This is a genomic window from Micromonospora sagamiensis (assembly GCF_014680085.1).
GTDB classification, from domain to species: Bacteria; Actinomycetota; Actinomycetes; order Mycobacteriales; family Micromonosporaceae; genus Micromonospora; species Micromonospora inyonensis.
Genome location: NZ_AP023438.1, coordinates 6,579,602 through 6,598,932, shown reverse-complemented (window position 1 = coordinate 6,598,932; position 19,331 = coordinate 6,579,602). Strand labels below are relative to the sequence as shown.

The window sequence follows — 19,331 nt, the reverse complement described above, 5'->3', positions numbered from 1 at the left end:
CGCTACCGGGACTCCTCCGGCCACCGGGCCTCGCGGATGCGCCGGTCGGTGAAGGCCCATCCGACGGCGAGCGCCAGGACGCCGGCCAGGGTGAGGATCGCGTACGCGGCCGGGAGCCGCTCCAGCAGCTGGCCGGAGGCGAAGAGACCGAGCGACGCCCCGGCCCCGAGCACCGTCATGAACGCGGTGAACGTCCGGCCGCGCTGCTCGTCGGGCACCTGCCGGAAGATCAGGATGTCGACGAGCACCCGCATCGACGGCCCGCCGAGGCCCAGCAGGAACAGCGCGGACGCCAGCCACCAGGCTCCCCAGGGCAGGGCCAGCGCACTGATGAACGCCACCGCCGTTCCGCCGAGAACCAGCATCAGCGTGCCCGGGGAGAACGCGCGGTGCAGCGGGCGGACCAGCAGGGTGCCGGCGAGCCCGCCGACCGCCAACCCGGCCGAGGTCAATCCGATCATGGTGGGGGAGGTCCCGGCGCGGTCCAGCATCACCAGCACGATGAGGAAGAGCGGCGCGGTGACCATGTTCAGCGCCATGGCGAAGAGCGTGCTGTGCCGCAGGGTCGGCACCCGCCAGAGCAGGACGAGTCCGGTGAGGGCCCGGCGGACCGTCCCGCCCTCCTCGACCGGTGCGGCCGGGGTGTCGTCGCGCCGGGGCACCCGGACGAAGACGGCGCAGATCAACGACACCGTGAACGACACCGCGGTCGCGACGAAGGGCAGCAGGGTGGCGACGCTGTAGAGCAGGCCGCCCAGCGGTGGTCCGCCGAGGGCCGCCGCGTGGGTGCGCACCTCCTCCTGGGTCAGCGCGGCGGTGAGCTGCCGGGGTGGCACGACCGCCCGGACCAGGAGCATCCGCGCCGATCCGCCGAGCGGCCCCACCGTACCGACGACGACGGCCACCCCCAGCAGGTGCGGCAGGGTGACGGCGTCGAGGAGGACCGCCGCCAGGACGCTCGCCGAGGCGGTCGCCCGAGCGGTCTCCATCACGATGAGCAGCTTCCGCCGGTCGTAGGTGTCGGCGACGCTGCCGGCGGGGATCCCGACCAGCAGGGCCATGAACAGCTGCACGCCGCCGAAAGCGCCCGCCCAACCGGGGGAGCCGGTGATGGCCAGGACCATCAGGGGGTAGACGAGGTCGGTGATCTCCCGACCGAGGAAGGCGAAGGCCGAGCCGCTCCACAGCAGCTGGAAGTCGCGGTTGCGACGCAACGGACGCTCCGCGGCCACCGCCTCGTCGAGCGCGCCCGACATGCCGGGGTGGACACTCATCGCGGGTCTCCTGTCGGGTCGGGACGGGTTCCGGCGTCGGGGGCGTGGTCGTCGGCGAGGATCCGGTACAGGTCACGTCGGGCCGTGTCCAGCACCCGGACGGCCCGGGTCAGCTGGTCGTCGGTGCCGGTGGAACCGACCTGGGCGACCGCCGAGGTCAGTCCGTCGAGGGCGTGGCGTACGTCGGCCACCCGCTCGGGCAGCAGCCGGGCCGCCGCGCGCCACGGCTCGTGGACGCGGTCCCGGTGGGCGGCGACGAAGGCCCGGCCGGCCTCGGTGAGGTGGCAGCGGCGGTCCGAGCCGGTGCCGGTGACGGCCACCAGGCCCTCCTCCTCCAATTGGGACAGTGCCGGGTAGACGGCACCGGGGCTGGGCCGCCACCGGCCGCCGCTGCGTTCCGCGACGGCCTGGATGAGCTGGTAGCCGTTGCGGGGCTGCTCGTCGAGCAGGGCCAGCAGGGCCGCCCGGACGTCGCCCCGGCGCATCCGGCCCGACCGCCCGCCCGGCGGGACCGGGGCGGCCGGCGGCGGTGGCGGGGCCGGTGGAGGCGGCGGCACCGGCTTCGGCGGCAGCGGCGGGAACGCGGGCAGGTGGTCCGGGTCCCCGCCCGGTCCCACGTGGACGTGGTGCGAAGGGTGCTCGGGCATCGGTCGACCTCCGTCGGGTGTGGACGTACCGCTAACGATATATCGCGATAGCTCGTTAGCGGTACCCCGGGGAGGAAGACTCACCGCCCCCGCCAGACCGGATCACGCTTCTCCGCGAACGCCCGCGGCCCCTCCACCGCGTCCTCGCTGGCCGACCGGAGCTGTTCCCACTCGTACGGCTCGGTGAAGGCCCGCTCCAGCGGCATGTCCACCGACCGCATCGCCGCCTGCTTGATCGCGCGTACCGCCAGGGGAGCGCTCCGCAGCAGGTCGTCGACCCAGCCCGCCACGCAGTCGTCGAGATCGTCGGCGGGCACCACCTCGTTGACCAGCCCGAGCTGCCACGCCCGTCGCGCGTCGAGCCGGCGACCGGTCAGCAGGTGACCCATCGCCGTCTTCAGCGGCAGCTGCCGGGCCAGCCGGAACACCCCGCCCGCGCCGGGAACCAGGCCGAGCCGGGCCTCCGGCAACGCGAACACCGCGTCCTCGGCGGCCACGACGACGTCACAGGCCAGCGCCAGCTCGAAGCCACCGCCCAGGGCGTAGCCGCGCACCCGCGCGACGACCGGCTTGGACAGCTCGAACCGCTCGGTCAGTCGGGGCCAGCCGGGCTGCCCCCGACTGCCGAACGTGGTGGGGCCGGCACCGGAGCGGTCCCGATGGGCCCGCTCCTTCAGGTCCTGCCCGGTGGAGAAGGCGCGCGTCCCGGCGCCGGTCAGCACGGCCACCCACAGCTCGTCGTCGGCCTCGAAATCGTCCCAGACCCGACCGAGCTCCTCGTGCATCCGCAGGTCCATGGCGTTGAGCACGTGTGGCCGGTTCATGGTCACGTACGCGACCCGGCCCCGCTTCTCGTACCGGACCCGGGGCTCGTCGCCGCCGTCCTGTGCCACCGTCGCGCGCTCCTTCTCCGACACGTCAGCCCGTCACCGCCGCCGCCCGGGGGGCCGCGGCGAACCGGGTGACCTTGTGCATGACGTCCTCGCTGTAGAGCCGCCGGGCCTGCTGGACGGCGAACTCCGCGAGGTACGCCCGGAACCACTCCTGCGGCTCCTCGGCGAGGTTGAGCATCCGCCGGTTCGCCACCACCGCCGGGGCGTCCATCCGGGCCACCTCGGCCGCGACCGCCGCGTCCATCTCCTCGGCCCCGACGACCTCGTCGAAGAACAGCTTCCCGTCCGGCTCGCTCGCCGACACCCGCCGCCCGGCGAGGATCACCTGCCGGGACAGCCGGCCGTTGGCGACCCGCCCGAGGCGCAGGTTCCCCACCCCCGGCACGATCCCCTCCTGGGCGGCCGGCAGGCTGAAGAAGGCGTCCCGTTCGGCCACCACCCGGTCGCAGGCCAGCACGAGCTGCGCGCCGCCGCCGATGGCGAAGGAGTCCACCGCCGCGATCCACGGCTTCTGCACCACGTCGCCGTCCCAGGCCCGGTCCCGCTCACCGGTCAACCCGTGGACGATCTTGGCGATGTAGCCCAGCTCCCGCCGGAGCAGGAAGTCCACGTAGGAGATCTGCCCGGCCTGCAGGCAGCGCAGGTTGATGCCCGCGCTGAACACCCGGCGCCCGGCGTACCGGGGATGGGTCATCACCCCGCCGCGCAGCACGCCCACCCGCACCGACGGCGCGAGCAGGGCCAGGTCGACGGCGGTCTCCATGTCCTCGACCTGCGCGTTGTCCTCGGCGTTGAGACAGTCGTCCCGCTGCATGGTCAGGTGGGCCGCGCCGTCGCGGACCTCGATCCGCACCGCGTCCAGCGTCATCACGCCGGTGCGCGCGAACTCCGGCAGCAGGGACAGCGCCCGCGCGGTGGGCCGGCGCATCGCCTCCAGCAGGTGCGGGCCGGCGGTGTCCGACCGGAGCAGGTGGCTGACCAGGATGCTCTGGTCGATGTCCAGGCCCTCCTTCTCCACCGCCGGCAGCCGCAGCTCCGCGTCGACCTGGGCCCGGGTGGGCACGAGACCGGGCACCGCCTCGGCGACGGCGGCGCAGATCTCGTCGAGCCGCAGGAACCGGGAACGGTCCGCGGTCACCTCGTCGTAGAGGCGGTCGACGTGCGAGCGCAGGAACGCGTCGGCGAGATCACGGGCGTGGCGGCGGGCCTCGGTGACGGCCGTCCGCTGCTCCGGCGAGCGCTCCGCCGCTCCGGGCAGGGTGGCGACCAGGTCCTCGACCCGTGCCGCAGCGGCGCTGACCTCGCGGGCGGCGGGCAGCACCGCCATCGGCTCAGACGAGAGCTGCGACATCGCGCACGTCCTCGGTGGTGGTGCGGCGCAGAAGCCGGTCGCAGGCGGCGAGGTGACGGCCGAGCGCCTCCTCGAACGGGGTGGTCGTCGCATCGAGCATCAACTGACGGCGTACGGCGACGTCCGGTCCCACGGTGGCGGTGAGCGCGGCGACCGTGTCCGCGACGGCGTTCGCGACGTCGTCGACGACCTCGTCCACCATGTCCAGGGTGACCGCCCGGTCGGCGGGGATCGGGTCGGGGCGGAGCACCGCGCGCCGCAGGCGGGCGTAGCCGACCTGGTTCGCCAGCCGGTAGAGGCCCATGCCCGGCCAGACGCCGCCGGTGGTGACCGGCAGGTGCAGGCGGGCGTCGGCGGCGGCGATCCGCAGGTCGGTCACGAGCAGAGCCTCGACGGCGATGCCGCCGCAGTCGCCGCGCACCACGGCGACCGTCGTGGTGCTGACCCGTTCCAGACGTCGCAGGACCCGCTCCCACCGGTTCACCACGGCCAGCGGCGGCCGCTCGGTGTCGGTCGGGACGCCGGTGAGTTCGAGGAGCGCCACCGCACCGGCAGGGGCGTCCTCGACCGTGTCGATGAAGGCGTCGAGCGCCGCGACGGTCGCCGGACCGAGCGGCTGGCTGCCGTCGATGGAGTGCTGGAGCTGCATGTCTTCTCCCGTGTGGGGTGGCAGGGGCGGAGGGGACGCCGGGCGGGTCACCAGCGGACCAGGGCGGTCTCGATGGTGGAACCGGGCCCCATCGTCATGAGGACGCCGTACTCGCCGGGGCGGACGGTGCCCTCCTGGAGCAGACGTTCGTAGGAGAAGAGGAACGACCCGCTCGACAGGTTGCCGTAGTCGCGCAGGACACCGGTGGTGTGCCGCAGGTCGTAACGGGTCAGGCCGAGGTTCACGCCGACGGCGTCGATGACCTTCTTGCCACCGGAGTGCACGAGCCAGTGCGCGATGTCGGACTGGCGCAGGCCGGCACGACCCAGCAGCCGGTCCACGGTCATCCGGGCGTGGGCCCCCACGACGTACGGGATGTCGGGGTCGAGGAAGAAGCTGAACGCCCGCTGCGAACTGTCCCAGTCGTAGCGCATCGCGTCCACCGCCTCGGGGATGATGCAGCTGGTGAAGTCGATGACGCGCGGCGTCGGAGGCTGGTCGGTCGCCGCGTCCGGCTCGGTCCCGGCGACCATCGCGATGGCCGCCGAGCCGTCACCGAAGAGGCTGTTCACCACCGTGGTCCGCATGGTGCCGTCGAACACGTACGCGGCCGAGCACGCCTCGATGCAGACCATCAGCGCCAGCTCGCCGGGGTGCGCGCGGGCCCAGCCCGACACCACGTTGAGGCTGTTCAGGCCGGCGTTGCAGCCCATGCCGACGATGTCGGCGCGGCTGGTGTGCCGGTCGAGCCCGAGCTCCCGGATCAGCAGGGCGCTGAACCCCGGGGTGAGGAAGCCGGTGGAGGTGACGCAGCACAGGTAGCGGACGTCGGAGAGGTCCGCCCCGGCCTGCTTGAGGCACTCCTGCACCGCGCGGGTGCCCATCGCGATGCCCTGCGTCTTGTGCTTGGCCAGCAGCTGACCGGTGTCCTCCCGAGGGGGGACACCGCTGCCGTCCGGCTGGGGGAGGGTCAGGAACCGCCGCTCGATGGCGCTGTTGAGGTAGATGCCGGCGATCCTCGGGTCCTGGATGCCGAGGATCTCGACGAGTTCCCGCTGGCTGTAGGCCGTCTCCGGGGTCGCCGTGCCGACGGCCAGGATCCGGGGCATGGCCGTCGATTCGAGCGCTGGCGGCGGTGTGGTGCGCATCAGCCCCGGGTGGGGCAACGGTGCGGTGACTGTCATCATCGGTAGGTCCAACCCCACATCCGTTTGCGGCTCCTGGTCAACCTCTTGACCGTTCGCTCAGTCAACGTCGTGCATCCTTTCCGCGATCATCGGGCCGATCCGGGACATGGCGGTCGCCTTGACGATGTCGAGGTGGCCGCAGTCCACGTCGTGGAACTCCGCCGGCCCGCCGAGGAACGGCTGCCAGAGCAGGTCGGAGTCCTTGTTGTGCCGGGTCGCGACGAATCCGAGGGTCGGACCGTCGAAGTGGCCCGGCGAGTGGACGGACATCGCCCGCACGTTCGCCGCGGTCACCGCGACCAGCCGGTCCAGCGTCGGGTCGTCCAGCGAGGCCAGCGGGCTCTGCGCCGCGACGAGCTGCTCCCGCCGGGCCGGACCCGCGTCGGTGGTCACCCCGTCCAGGGCGACGTAGCGGGCCTCCTCCTCGGTCGCCTCGTACGGGCCGTCGCCACCCGGGCGGGCGTCGAGCAGGACGAGCAGTGCCACCTCCGCGCCACCGGCCCGCAGCGCCACCGCCACCTGGTGCGCCAGGGTGCCCCCGAACGACCAGCCGGCGAGCAGGTGGGGACCGGTGGGCTGGATCGCGGTGATCTGGTCGCGGTACTCGGCGGCCAGGTCGGCCACGGACCGGGGTTCCACCGGCCCACCGGCCAGCCGGGGATCCTGGAGGGCGTGGATCGGGTGGCCCGACGGGACGTGCCGGGGCAGGGCCGAGTAGCCCCAGCCGAGCCCGTTCGCGGGCGGCAGCACGAACACCGGGGTCCGCTCGCCCGAACGGCGGTAGGTCAGCACCGGTTCCAGCCCGGTCGGCTGCTCCTGGTCGAGGAGGCGGTCGAGTTGCGCCACGGTCGGCGCGGCGAACACCGTCCGGACGCCGACGTCGACGCCGAGCACCGCCCTGATCCGGTTCACCAGGCGGGGCGTGAGCAGCGAGTGGCCACCCAGGTCGAAGAAGCTCTCGTCGACCCCCGGGTTGGTCACCCCCAGCACCTCGGCGAACAGGTCGGCGAGGACCTGCTGACGCGGCGTGGCCGGCGGCCTCCCGCCCGTGGGCTTCCGCGGCTCCGGCAGCGCCGCCCGGTCCACCTTGCCGTTGGCGTTCAGCGGCAGCGCGTCCAGCACGACCAACGACGGAGGCACCATGTAGTCGGGCAGCCGGGTGGCCAGGTGCGCCCGGACCTCGTCGAGGTCCGGTTCCGTTCCGGGCCGTCGGGCGAGGTAGCCGACCAGGGAACGGTCACCGTTGCCGCCGGTGTGGACGGTGACCACCGAGGCGGCCACGTCCGGGTGCGCGTCGAGCGCCGCGACGATCTCGCCCAACTCGATCCGGAAACCGCGGATCTTCACCTGGTCGTCGGTGCGGCCCAGGTACTCCAGGTGCCCGTCGCGCGCCCACCGGACCAGGTCTCCGGTGTGGTACATCCGCGCGCCGGGCTCGCCGTACGGGTCGGCGACGAACCGGCTGGCGGTCAACCCCGGCCGTCCCAGGTAGCCGCGGGTCACGCCGGCGCCACCGATGTACAGGTCACCGGCCGTGCCCTCGGGCACCGGGCGGAGGCGCTCGTCGAGGACGTACGCCCGGGTGTTGGCGACGGCATGTCCGATCGACGGCCCTCCGGGCCGGTCGTCGATCACCGCGTCCGTGCAGCTGACGGTCGTCTCGGTCGGGCCGTATCCGTTGATCACCCGGCGTCCGACGGCGCGCATCCGGTCGGCGAGCTGGCGGGACAGGGCCTCGCCCCCGGTGATCAACATGAGGCCCCGCATGGCGTCCGGCGTGGTCGTCAGGAGCACCTGCCAGAGGCTCGGCGTGGTCTGCATGACGGTGACGCCCCGGCTGCGGACCACCTCCGCCAGCGCGGCCGGGTCCGGCACCACCTCCCGGCGGACCAGCACCACCGTGGCCCCGGCGACCAGCGGGGCGAACAGGTCGAGGATCGACATGTCGAACGCCGCCGTGGTGATCGCGGCGAGCCGGTCCGCTTCGGTCAGGCACAGGAAATCGGCGATGGCGATCTGGTAGTTGACCAGGTTGGCGTGGGTCGCGACGACCCCCTTGGGGCGTCCCGTCGACCCGGACGTGTAGATCACGTAGGCGGCGTTGCCGGGTGCCACCGCAGGGCGGACGGCGTCGGCCGCCTGCGGCAGGAGCCCGGTCGCGGCTGCCTCGTCCAGCACGATCCGGGGACACCCGTCGACGTCGGGCAGCGCGTCCGCGGACTCCCGGTCGGTCAGCAGCAGCACCGGCCGGGCGTCGTCGAGCATGAAGGAGATCCGCTCCGCCGGGTGGTCGGTGTCGATCGGCAGGTACGCCCCACCGGCCTTCCAGACCGCCAGGATCGCCACGAGCAGCTGCTCCGACCGGGCCAGGGGAAGGGCGACGAACCGCTCCGGGCCCACCCCGCACCGCCGGAGGATGCCGGCCAGCCGGTCGGCCCGCTCGTCGAGTTCCCGGTAGGTCAGCTCCCGGTCCCCGGCGATCACCGCGACCGCCTCCGGCCGCCGCGCGACCTGCGCGGCGATCAGGTCCAGGATCGAACCGTCCGGCAGCGGACGGGCGGTGGAGTTGGCGGTGTCGAGCAGCCGGTTCCGGGTGGCCTCGTCCAGCAGGTCGATCTCACTGATCGGCTGTCCCGGCGAGGCCGCCACCGTTGCCAGCACGCGGACCAGCTGTGCGACGACGGCCTGCGCCGAGTCCCGGTGGAACAGGTCCTCGGCGTACTCGACGAGGCCCTTGATCCCCGCCGGTTCCCCGGCCGCGTCCCGCTGCTCGGCGAGGACGAAGGAGAGGTCGAACTTGGCCACGTCGTGGGCGGACCGTTGCGGCGCCCCGGCCAACCCGAGCAGCGGCACGTCCTCGGTGCCGCCGCTGGCCAGCATGAAGAAGACCTGGAACAGCGGGTGCCGGGCCAGGGAGCGGGTCGGCTGAAGCTCCTCGATGAGGCGCTCGAACGGCAGGTCCTGGTGGTCGAAGGCGGCCAGGTCCAGCGCCCGGACCCGGTGCAGCAGCTCGACGAAGGTCGGGTCACCGGAGGTGTCGGTGCGCAGCACCAGCGAGTTGACGAAGAATCCGACCAGGTCGTCCAGGGCCTCGTCCGACCGGCCGGACACCACGGTCCCCAGCGGGACGTCGGTGCCGGCGCCGAGGCGGGTGAGCAGGGTGGCGATGGCCGCCTGGACGACCATGTACACGGTCACCTGTTCCGCCTGGGCCAGGTCCCGCAGCCGCCGGTGGGTCTCCGCCTCGACGGTGAACTCGACCGTGCCCCCACGGTGGGACGAGCGGGCCGGGCGGGGGAAGTCCGTCGGCAGCGTCAGCTCCTCCGGCAGCCCTCGCAGGTTGCCCCGCCAGAAGTCCAACTGCCGGTTGAGCTCGCTGGCCGGGTCGTCGTCGGTCCCGAGCAGTTCCCGCTGCCAGAGCGTGTAGTCGCCGTACTGCACCGGCAGCGGCTCCCACCCCGGGGCCGTGCCGGCCACTCGGGCGGCGTACGCCTGCGACAGATCCCGGCCCAGCGGCCCCATCGACGCGCCGTCGGCCGCGATGTGGTGCAGGACCAGCACCAGCACACAGTCGTCCTCGGCGACGGTGAACAGCCGTACCGCCAGCGGAAGTTCCGTGGACAGGTCGAACGTGCGCGCGCAGACCTGGGCCACCCGCGCGTCCACCTCGTGGGCGGACACCGTCTCGTGCGCGATGTCGATCCGCGCCTCGGACGGGGACAGGACCCGCTGCGCCGGCTCGCCGTCGATCTCGACGTAGAGCGTCCGCAGCACCTCGTGCCGGGCGACCACGTCGGCCACCGCCGCCCGCAGCGCGTCCGGATCGACCCGATCGCTGAAGCGGTTGATCAGCGGAACGTTGTACGTCGCCGAGGGGCCGTCCAGTTTGTACAGGAACCAGAGCCGGCGCTGGGCGTACGACAGCGGGAGCACCGTTCCGTCCACCGTGGTCGGGGATGCGGTCACCGCTTGCGCCAGACGGTGACGTGTGACTCGAACCAGTCGTACTCGCGGGGGTTCTGCCGCAGCACACCGGGTTCGTCGACCTCGTCGATGAGCTCGAAACCGTCCCGCAGCAGGGCCTTGAGGGCCTCCTCGCTCGGCGTGGCGGTCGCCGCCGAGCCCAGCCACTCGCTCGGGGCGCTGTACTCGGGGTACCACGACCAGGGGCAGGCGACCATCATCAGGCCACCACTGCGGAGGATGTCCGCCGAGGCGGAGAACTGCTCCAGGCAGGCGGCCGGCTGCTCCACCCGGTCCAGGACGTTGGAGAGGACGACCGCGTCGAACGCCTCCTCACGGGCCCGCAGCGCGTTCGCGTCGCCGACCTCGAAGGTCAGCCCGGCGCGCCGGCCGGGCTCGGCGACCCGGAACGCGACCTCGCGGTAGAAGGGTCCCTGCTCGATGACGCAGAAGGTCCCGCCGCCGTGTTCGGTCAACGTCTGGGCGATCTCGATCGAGCGCTGGCTGACGTCCACGCCGACCACCTCGTCGCGCACCCAGCCGCTGAGCGCGTGCGTCACGCCGCCCACGCTGCACCCGATGTCGAGGGCCCGCGTCACCGTCGTCCCGGTCCGCTCCGCGCACGAGCGCAGCAGGTCGGAGAGGCGCTGACAGTAGCCGTGCGCCATCGCCAGCGGATGCTGGCCACGGTTGAACAGGTCCTGGAGGCTGCCGTAGTGCATCAGCAGGTACTTGGAGAGGTCACGGGAGGCGTCGTAGGGAGCACTGGCGTCGTGCTCGAACAGTTCGTCGCCCTTGAGCAGGGCCGGGGGCAGCGTCACGGGTGTTCCTTCCGCTTGTGGCTTCAGCGGTTGCCCGTCGACCGCGCACGAAGCGTGGGACGGGCAGGCCGAGCCGAGGTCAGGTGGGGTTCGAGAGCGGCGACGGTGGGGTTCTCGAACAGTTGGCGGACGCCGACTTCGACGCCGAGGGTGGTACGGATGCGGTTGACGAGGCGGGTGGCGAGGAGGGAGTGGCCGCCGAGGTCGAAGAAGTTGTCGTTCGTGCCGACGTCCGGGAGGCCGAGCACGTCGGCGAAGAGCCGGCAGAGCACGTCCTGGCGGGCGGTGCGGGGGGTGTCCTGGGCGGTGGTGGTCTGCCGTTCGGGTGCGGGCAGGGCGTTGCGGTCGAGCTTGCCGTTGGCGGTGATGGGCAGGGCGTCCATGACCACGTAGGCGGTGGGGACCATGTAGTCGGGTAGCTGCGCGCCGAGGTCCTGCCGCAGGGCGGCCACATCCACGGTGGCGTCGTCGACGGGGACGAGGTAGGCGGCGAGGCGTTTGTCGCCGGGTTGGTCTTCGCGGGCGATGACGGCGGCGTGGCGGATGTCGGGTCGTGCGGTGAGGGTGGTTTCGATTTCGCCGAGTTCGATGCGGTAGCCGCGGATTTTGACCTGGTCGTCGGTGCGGCCGAGGAAGTGCAGGTTTCCGTCGGTGTCCCAGCGGGCGAGGTCGCCGGTGCGGTACATGCGGCTGCCGGGTGGGCCGTAGGGGTTGGCGACGAAGCGGCTGGCGGTGAGGTCGGGGCGGTTGACGTAGCCGCGGGCGGTGCCGGCTCCGGCGAGGTAGAGCTCGCCGGGTACACCGGTGGCGACGGGTTGCAGGAAAGGGTCCAGCACGTACAGGTGGGTGTCGTGCAGTGGGTGTCCGAGGGGGACGGTGGCGTCGGCTTGTTCTCCGTGTCGCCAGGGGTACTGGGTGACGCAGAGGGTCATTTCGGTGGGGCCGTAGGTGGTGCGGACGATGGTGGTGGGGCAGTGGGCCAGGGTGTGGTTGACGGCTTGGGCGGAGATCACGTCGCCGCCGGTGGTGACCTCGGTGAGGGTGGTGAAGGCGTCGACGAGTTCGTCGGCGACGACGCGGAAGAGGCCGGCGGTGAGGCTGAGCCGCGTGATCTTGTGTTCGTGGATGAGGTTCTGGAGGGCGGCGGCGTCGAGGTTGCCGGGTGGGGCGACGACGACCTGTCCGCCGGCGAGGAGTGGTCCCCAGAGTTCCCAGGTGGAGGCGTCGAAGGCGTGGGGGGAGTGGAGGAGGACGCGGTCGTCGGGGTGCATGGTCCAGCTGGGGTCGCGGACGAGGTCGACGACGCCCTGGTGGGTGATCTGGATGCCCTTCGGTTCCCCGGTCGAGCCCGACGTGTACATCACGTAGCAGAGTTGGTCCGGGTGCACGTCCGGTAGGTCGGTGGTCCCGGCGGTCGGGTCCGGTTCGCAGGTCAGCACCCGCCGGCCGGCGGCCCGCTCCTGGGTGACCAGGTCGTGGTCGCGGAACGCCGCGTCCACCAGGAGGACCGGTGAGGTGCTGTCCGCGGCCACGGCCTGCATCCGGTTCAGCGGGTAGGCGGTGTGGATGGGCAGGTAGGCGCCGCCGGCCTTGAGGACGGCGAGGATGCCGACGACGAGGTCGACCGACCGTTGCATCAGCATCGGCACCGGCGTCTCGGCGGTCACCCCGGCCGCGCGCAGCGTCCGGGCCAGCAGCTCGGCGCGTTGCCGTAGGTCCGTGTAGGTCAGGGCGACCTGTCCGTCCGTGACCGCGACGTGGTGCGGGGTGCGTTCCGCCTGCTCGTCGAAGGCCCGCACCACGCTGCACGCCACGGCCGGGGCGGCGGTGGCGGCGGCCTCGGCCAGCAACTGCCGCCGCTCCGAGGCGGTGAGGATGTCGATCCGGCTGATCGGGGTGGCGGGTTGCCGGGCGACCTGGCGCAGGATCGCGGCGAGGCGCTGCCCGATCAGCTCGACGGTCCGGTGGACGAAGAGGTCCGTGGCGTAGGTGATCGTGATGTCGAGGTCCGCGTCGACCGGCTCGTCCGCCACGGTGATGTCGAGGTCGAACTTCGCGATGGACAGGCGGGTCGGTTCCGGTGTGCACTCCAGCCCCGGCAGGGGAGTGGTGGTGGGGGTGCGGTCGGCTCGGGACAACGCGATCTGGAACAGCGGGTGCCGGCCGGGCGTACGGGCCGGTCGAAGGTGTTCGACGAGGCGTTGGAAGGGGAGGTCCTGGTGGTCGTAGGCGGTGAGGTCGGTGTCGCGGACGCGGTGGAGGAGGTCGTTGAAGGTGGGGTTGCCGGTGGTGTCGGTGCGGAGGACGAGGGTGTTGACGAAGAAGCCGATCAGGTGGTCGAGGGTGTCGTCGGTGCGTCCGGCGACGACGGTGCCGAGGGGGATGTCGGTGCCGGCGCCGAGTCGGGTGAGGAGGGTGGCGATGGCGGCCTGGACGACCATGAACAGGGTCGCGTCGTTGTTGCGGGCGACGACGCGCAGCGCGTCGTGGGTGGTGGGGTCGATGGTGAGGTCGACGCGTCCGGCCCGGTAGGACGCCTGCGGCGGGCGGGGGTGGTCGGTGGGCAGCGGCAGTTCCTCGGGCAGCCCGGCCAGGGCGGTTCCCCAGTAGGTGAGCTGACGGTTGATCTCGCTTGCCGGGTCGTCGTCGGTGCCGAGGAGTTGCTGTTGCCAGAGGGTGTAGTCGGCGTACTGGACGGGCAGGGGTTCCCATTCGGGTGCGTGGCCGGTGGTGCGGGTGGTGTAGGCGGTGGCGAGGTCCTGGGCGAGGGGGGCCATGGAGGCGCCGTCGCCGGCGATGTGGTGCAGGTTGACCAGGAGCAGGTGGTCCCGGTCGCCGGTGGAGATCAGGTGGACGGCGAGGGGCGCTTCGCGGGCCAGGTCGAACGGGTGGGCGGAGAGAGCGGCGAGGAGGGGCTCGGCCTGCTCCGGGGTGACGGTGTGGTGAGCGAAGGTGGCGACGCCGGGGGCGGGGTCGTGGATGCGCTGGGCGGGTTCGCCGTCGATCTCGGTGTAGGTGGTGCGGAGGATCTCGTGTCGGGCGACGAGGTCGCCGACGGCGGCCCGGAGGGCGTCGACGTCGACCGTGCCGTGGAGGCGGGTGGTGACCGGCACGTTGTACGTCGCCGACGGACCCTCCACCCCGTGCAGGAACCACAGCCGGCGCTGGGCCGAGGAGAGCGGCAGCGGATCCGGGCGGTCGGTCACCGCGCCGAGCGGGGGACGCGACGAGCCGGTGTTCAGGTGGGGTTCGAGGGTGGCGACGGTGGGGTTCTCGAAGAGGTCGCGGACGCCGAGTTCGACGCCGAGGGTGGTGCGGATGCGGTTGACGAGGCGGGTGGCGAGGAGGGAGTGGCCGCCGAGGTCGAAGAAGTTGTCGCTGGTGCCGATGTCGGGGAGGCCGAGGACGGCGGCGAAGAGCCGGCAGAGGACGTCCTGGCGGGCGGTGCGGGGGGCGGCGTGCGCGCTGGTGGTGTGGGCCGGCACCGGCAGGGCTTTACGGTCGAGTTTCCCGTTGGCGGTGATGGGCAGGGCGTCCATGACGACGTAGGCGGTGGGGACCATGTAGTCGGGCAGCTGCGCGCCGAGGTCCTGCCGCAGGGTGGCCACGTCGATGGTGGTGTTGTCGGTGGGGACGAGGTAGGCGGCGAGGCGTTTGTCGCCGGGTTGGTCTTCGCGGGCGATGACGGCGGCGTGGCGGATGTCGGGTCGTGCGGTGAGGGTGGTCTCGATCTCGCCCAGTTCGATGCGGAAGCCGCGGATCTTTACCTGGTCGTCGGTGCGGCCGAGGAAGTGCAGCCGTCCGTCGGCGTCCCAGCGGACGAGGTCGCCGGTGCGGTACATGCGGCTGCCGGCCGGGCCGTACGGGTCGGCGACGAAGCGGGACGCGGTCATGGCGGCTCGCTTGACGTATCCCCGGGCCAGGCCCGGACCGGCGACGTACAGTTCGCCGGGTACCCCGACAGGGGTGGGCTGGAGGGATCCGTCGAGGACGTACAGGTCGGTGTTGGCGACCGGGACGCCGATGGTGACCGGTTCACCGGCGGGCAGCGGTCCACCGCTCGCGCAGACGGTGACCTCGGTGGGCCCGTAGGAGTTGACGAGGCGGTATTCGACGGACCAGGTGTCGACGAGCCACTGGGGGCAGGCCTCGCTGGCGGTGATGACCATCGCCCCGGTGGGGATGGTGCCGGCGGGCAGGGACGCCAGTAGTGACGGGGTGACGGTGACGTGGGTGGTCCGGCGGACGAGGTCGTGGCCGGTGCCGGCGGTGAGGAGTTGCTCGGGGGCGAAGGGGATGACGGTGCCGCCGGCGAGGAGGGCCATCAGCATCTCCCAGACGGAGCCGTCGAAGCCGATCGAGGCGATCTGGAGGATGTGGCTGCCGGGCCGGACCTCGAAGTCACGTTGGTAGCGGTGGGCCAGTCGGCTGATGCCCCGGTGGGTGACCGTGACGCCCTTCGGCGCGCCCGTCGACCCCGACGTGTAGATCACGTACGCCGCGTTGTCCAGGTGGAGCGGCGGCCGCGGGTCGGTGTCGGGCAGGGTGGCGACCTCACGCCACAGCTCCTCACCGACGACCAGCACCTTCGTTGCCGGGACCTCGGGCAGGAGACCGGGGTCGTCGACGAGGATCACCGGCGGTGCCGTGTCCCGCAGCACGTACTCCTTGCGGGCCGTCGGGTACGCCGGGTCCAGCGGCACGTAGCAGCCGCCCGCCTTGCTGATCGCCAGCAGGACGGTGACCAGGTCCGCCGACCGGCTCATCGACACGGTCACCGGAACGTCCGGTCCGACCCCCTGACCCGCCAGGTGGTGGGCGAGCCGGCTGGCCCGTGCGTTCAGTTCCCGGTACGTGATCTCCGCGCCGCCGTGCACGACCGCGACGGCGTCCGGGTGCTGCCGTACCTGCCGCTCGAAGAGCGCCGGAAGGGTCTCGGACGGCACGCGGGGCGTGGCGGCGTTGAAACCGGCGAGAACCTGACGACGCTCCTCGGACGTCAGGATGTCCGTGGACCCCAGCCGTCGCCCGGGGTCGGCGGCGACCTGCTCCAGCACGCTGACCAGCCGCCGCCCCAGCGCCTCCGCGCCGGCCCGGGTGAAGAGGTCCTTCGCGTACGTGACGGTCAGCTCGAGCTCGCTGGTCCCCTCCCGCGAGACGAACCCGAAGAACACGTCGAACTTCGCCGTCTCGAACGGCGCCTTCTCCGCCACCACGTCCAACCCGTCCATTTCCAGGACGAGCCCCCGGTCCACCGCGAAGGCGATCTGGAACAGCGGGTGCCGGGCGAGGGAGCGGGCGGGGTGGAGGTGTTCGACGAGGCGTTGGAAGGGAAGGTCCTGGTGGTCGTAGGCGGTGAGGTCGGTGTCGCGGACGCGGTGGAGGAGTTCGTCGAAGGTGGGGTTGCCGGTGGTGTCGGTGCGCAGGACGAGGGTGTTGACGAAGAACCCGATCAACTGGTCGAGGGTGTCGTCGGTGCGTCCGGCGACGACGGTGCCCAGCGGGACGTCGGTGCCGCAGCCGAGTCGGGTGAGGAGGGTGGCGATGGCGGCCTGGACGACCATGAACAGGGTCGCGTCGTTGTTGCGGGCCACGACGCGCAGCGCGTCGTGGGTGGCGGGGTCGATGGTGAGGTCGACGCGTCCGGCCCGGTAGGAGGCTTGCGGTGGGCGGGGGTGGTCGGTGGGCAGCGGCAGTTCCTCCGGCAGCCCGGCGAGGGCCTCACCCCAGTACGCGAGCTGACGGCTGATCTTGCTGTCCGGGTCGTCTTCGGAGCCGAGCAGGGCTCGCTGCCACTGGCTGTAGTCGGCGTACTGGACGGGCAGCGGTTCCCACTCGGGGGCGCGACCGGCGGTGCGGGCGGCGTAGGCGGTGGAGAGGTCCTGGCTGAGCGGCCCCATCGACGTGCCGTCCCCGGCGATGTGGTGCAACGAGATCACGAGCAGGTGGTCCCGCTCCCCGACGGTGAACAACCGCACCCGCAGCGGCAGCTCGGTGGCCAGGTCGAACGGTCGCGCGCACGTCTCGGTCACCGCCGCGTCGGCCTCGTCCGCCGAGAGCACCACGTGGGCGAAGTCCACCCGGGTCCCGGCCAGGGGCAGCACCCGCTGGACCGGCTCCCCGTCGACCTCCACGTAGACCGTCCGCAGGATGTCGTGGCGGCCCACCACGTCGGTGACGGCGGCCTCCAGCGCAGCGGCGTCGATCCGGTCCCGGACGCGGGTCACCACCGGGATGTTGTACGTCGCGGACGGGCCCTCCAGCCGGTCCAGGAACCACAACCGACGCTGCGCGAACGACAACGGGACCATCAGACTGCTCTCTTTCGGGTGTGCGGAGGTGCGGGGAGACGCGCGAGGACGCCGCAGGTCAGGACCGGACGAAGCCGGCGAGCCGGCGCAGGCCCTCGTCGATCTCGGCCGGGCTCAGGTGACTGAAGGACAGCCGGATCTGCCGGCGTGGTCGCCCGTCGCCGTAGAAGTGGTGGATCGGGGTCCACAGCACCCCGTGTTCCCGCGCGGACCGTTCCAGGACGTCGTCACCGGCCTCGAAGGGCACGTTCAGCAGCAGGAAGAACCCGCCGTCCGGGGAGTTCCAGGTGACCTCCGGCTGGCTGCCGGCCGGGAAGTGGGCGGCGAGACCGTCGAGGAGCTGCCGGAGGTTGCGCTGGTAGACGTCGATTTCCCGCTTGTTGGCGGCGCGCATGCTGAACCCGTTCTCCAGCAGCTTTCCGCCGATCACGGCCTGCCCGATCGGAGAGGTGTTGACCGTCAGCATGCTCTTGATCCGGGCGAGCTGGTCGGCCAGCGACTCGTGCCGTCCGTCCCGGTCGACCCGCTGGTCGGCGACGACGTACCCGACCCGCGCTCCGGGGAAGCCGGACTTGGCGAACGAGCCCACGTACACCACCCGGCGGGAGCGGTCCAGCGCCTTCAGCGTGGGCGGGTTCTCCCGCTCCGGGCCGAAGATGCCGTACGGGTTGTCCTCGATCAGGAGGATCCCGGAGTCCTCGGCGGCGCGCAGTAGTTCCTCGCGGGCCGCCCGGCTCAGGCTGTGGCCGGTGGGGTTGGCGAAGTCGGTGTTCAGGTACAGGGCCCGCGGGTTCAGTCCGTCGGTCCGCGCCCGGCGCAGCGTGTCGCCCAGGTCGGTCAGGTCCACGCCCCCGGGGCCGCCGCGCACCGGCAGAACCGGCATGTCCACCAGTTCCGCGGCACCGGTGAGCCCGACGTAACCGGGCTGTACCGCCAGGATCGCGTCTCCAGCCGTCCGGCGCAGGGCGCGCAGCACCAGGTAGAGCCCCTCCTGGGCGCCCACGGTGACCACGATGGAGTCCGGGTCGACCTCGATGCCCTCGTCGACGGAGAGGCTCTTCGCGACCAGGTCGTGGATGAGGCCCTTGGTCCGGCCGTACTGGAGCAGGTCCTGGCACACCCGGGTCTCGTCCCGGTCGTACTCGCGCAGCAGGTGCTCGGTGTACGTGTCGAGGTACCGCCGGATCAGGTCGACGCTGAAGAAGCCCTCGTGCGGCCGGCCGGCGGCGAACGAGACGGCGTCGGGGAACCGCAGCGCGATCTCGTTGAGGAAGTTCATGGTGTCGGCCTGCGGTGAGCTCAGGAACGCGAAGAGCTCGCCGCCGCGCAGGTCGACGTCGGCGGCCGGAGGGCTCATCGTCACCGCGCGTCGCCCGCCCGCATCGCCTCGACCAGGCTACGGGGCCGCATGTCGACCCAGTTCGCCTCCACGTAGGCCAGGCACTCGCTGCGGGGCGAGTCGGCCAGGCACACCGTCCACCCGGCGGGAACCTCCGCGAACGCCGGCCAGACGGAGTACTGACCCTCGTCGTTCACCAGAACCTTGAATGGGGCGTTCTCGTCGTCGAAGGGGTTCACCGGGAGCGCTCCTCGTGTCGTCCGACCCTGTGCAGCCGCCTCCACGAGGCGCCGGGACAAGACTGACGGTCGCCACTCACCGGTCGCTTCCCGCATTCTTACCGTCACCCGTCGCGCCCGGTTCCCACGTCCGCAGCGAGGGTTCAGCGGTCGAACGACGCCCAGATGTGCTTGGCGGTGTCGGTGGCGTACCAGCCGACGTCCAGGGAGAGGGCGAGTGCGATCTGGAGGCCACGGCCGCCCGAGCCGATCGGCTGGAAGTCGGCCAGCTCCGGCACCGTGCTCAGGTCGTGGTCGGCCACGTCCAGGTAGAAGAGGCGCTCCGACGCCGAGAGGGTGACGATCGTCGGCGGCAGCCCGTGCCGTAGCGCGTTGGTCGCCAGTTCGGTGGCGACCAGCACCACCAGCTCCGGTACCTCGTCGAGACGCGCCCCGTCGACCAGGTCGTCACCGGTCAGCGTCTCGTGCAGCGCCGCCCGGAGGACACGCAGGTCCTCCGGGCGGCGCAGCATCCAACGCCGGAGCTCGACCGCCCGGGGCGGTGGTGGTGACGTCCGCAGCGTTCCCATGCCCCAGGTCTACCCACGTCAGGCGTGGTCGAAGCGGATCACCGCCGGTCTGCTGCCCGAGGGGCGGCCCGCCTGGTGACGCGGGACG

General features: G+C 72.2%; 12 protein-coding genes. All 12 read right to left on the bottom strand.

All coding sequences use genetic code 11. From position 1 onward, the window contains the following. Positions 1 to 2: 2 nt before the first annotated feature. On the bottom strand, positions 3 to 1,274 hold the full coding sequence (locus IGA62_RS28320; protein WP_145817715.1) for an MFS transporter: 1,272 nt from the start codon (positions 1,272 to 1,274) through the stop codon (positions 3 to 5). Next, complete coding sequence (locus IGA62_RS28315; protein ID WP_145817717.1) at positions 1,271 to 1,921, bottom strand: PadR family transcriptional regulator; 651 nt, start codon at positions 1,919 to 1,921, stop codon at positions 1,271 to 1,273. Before IGA62_RS28315 ends, IGA62_RS28320 begins: the two co-directional genes overlap by 4 nt. An 80-nt stretch (positions 1,922 to 2,001) precedes the next feature. After that, positions 2,002 to 2,814: an enoyl-CoA-hydratase DpgD gene (gene dpgD / locus IGA62_RS28310; protein ID WP_222433312.1), complete on the bottom strand. Its 813-nt coding sequence runs from the start codon at positions 2,812 to 2,814 to the stop codon at positions 2,002 to 2,004. Positions 2,815 to 2,839: 25 nt separating this feature from the next. Next, a complete protein-coding gene (gene dpgC / locus IGA62_RS28305; RefSeq protein ID WP_198501140.1) occupies positions 2,840 to 4,165 on the bottom strand; it encodes a (3,5-dihydroxyphenyl)acetyl-CoA 1,2-dioxygenase DpgC in 1,326 nt (441 codons plus the stop codon). Further along, a complete protein-coding gene (gene dpgB, locus IGA62_RS28300; RefSeq protein WP_145817719.1) occupies positions 4,146 to 4,814 on the bottom strand; it encodes an enoyl-CoA-hydratase DpgB in 669 nt (222 codons plus the stop codon). Before dpgB ends, dpgC begins: the two co-directional genes overlap by 20 nt. A 47-nt stretch (positions 4,815 to 4,861) precedes the next feature. Then, entirely contained in the window at positions 4,862 to 6,001 is a 1,140-nt protein-coding gene (dpgA, locus tag IGA62_RS28295; RefSeq protein WP_222433313.1) for a 3,5-dihydroxyphenylacetyl-CoA synthase DpgA, read from the bottom strand. 57 nt (positions 6,002 to 6,058) lie between these two features. Then, on the bottom strand, positions 6,059 to 9,967 hold the full coding sequence (locus IGA62_RS28290) for a non-ribosomal peptide synthetase (protein WP_186499831.1): 3,909 nt from the start codon (positions 9,965 to 9,967) through the stop codon (positions 6,059 to 6,061). Beyond that, entirely contained in the window at positions 9,964 to 10,785 is an 822-nt protein-coding gene (locus IGA62_RS28285; protein WP_145817724.1) for a methyltransferase domain-containing protein, read from the bottom strand. The genes IGA62_RS28290 and IGA62_RS28285 overlap by 4 nt, the downstream gene beginning before the upstream one ends. A 23-nt stretch (positions 10,786 to 10,808) precedes the next feature. Continuing rightward, a complete protein-coding gene (locus IGA62_RS28280; RefSeq protein WP_145817726.1) occupies positions 10,809 to 17,096 on the bottom strand; it encodes a non-ribosomal peptide synthetase in 6,288 nt (2,095 codons plus the stop codon). Positions 17,097 to 17,154: 58 nt separating this feature from the next. Continuing rightward, complete coding sequence (locus tag IGA62_RS28275) at positions 17,155 to 18,453, bottom strand: aminotransferase-like domain-containing protein (RefSeq protein WP_145817728.1); 1,299 nt, start codon at positions 18,451 to 18,453, stop codon at positions 17,155 to 17,157. A gap of 2 nt (positions 18,454 to 18,455) precedes the next feature. Next, entirely contained in the window at positions 18,456 to 18,674 is a 219-nt protein-coding gene (locus tag IGA62_RS28270; protein WP_232624805.1) for an MbtH family protein, read from the bottom strand. A gap of 143 nt (positions 18,675 to 18,817) precedes the next feature. Then, positions 18,818 to 19,243 carry an ATP-binding protein gene (locus IGA62_RS28265; protein ID WP_145817732.1) on the bottom strand — a complete coding sequence of 142 codons (426 nt, stop codon included), beginning with the start codon at positions 19,241 to 19,243 and terminating at the stop codon, positions 18,818 to 18,820. Positions 19,244 to 19,331 lie beyond the last annotated feature (88 nt).